This is a genomic window from Psychrobacter sp. 1U2 (assembly GCF_051847575.1).
The window spans coordinates 1-532 of the sequence record NZ_JBPYDC010001750.1 but is presented as its reverse complement, the minus strand read 5'-3'; the positions used below and the strand labels follow the sequence as shown (position 1 = coordinate 532).

The window sequence follows — 532 nt, the reverse complement described above, 5'->3', positions numbered from 1 at the left end:
TAAATGCATTATTTGTTGTAGCAATATTATTAGAGGCGCTATTAGCTTATACCTGATCTACAAAGTTACTTATGCATCGCAGCTTTCATCATAACCACTGCTTGCTCTAAGCCTACGAATACAGCATCAGCGATCAAGGCATGTCCAATATTAAGCTCATAAATATCAACTATCTGAGCAATAGCATTTACATTGTCACGAGTCAAACCATGACCTGCGTTAACAAGTAACTCGCTGTCTAGATTTTTTGCAATGCTCACTGCCTGTTTGATACGCTCTAATTCGTCCTTTTGATCATTCGTATTTCCAGCCAGACCTAACTCAGCATAAGTACCAGTATGTAGCTCGATAGCATTAGCATGGCAGTCAACTGCTGCTGCAATCTGGTCCTCGTCCGGATCTATAAATAAAGAAACGTTAATTCCTTCTGCTTGTAAGTCTTTAATATAAGGTTTTAGATGACTGATCTGCCCTGCTACATCCAAACCACCTTCGGTCGTTAGCTCCGCACGTTTTTCAGGCACTAAGCAAA

Annotated in this window: 1 protein-coding gene; it reads right to left on the bottom strand. The window is 40.4% G+C overall.

Features of this window, described 5'->3' with window-relative positions; translation table 11 throughout:
* Nucleotides 1-65 precede the first annotated feature (65 nt).
* Nucleotides 66-532: pyridoxine 5'-phosphate synthase (locus ACS8FD_RS24205; RefSeq protein WP_439277718.1), on the bottom strand; the 467-nt coding region annotated here is incomplete at its 5' end.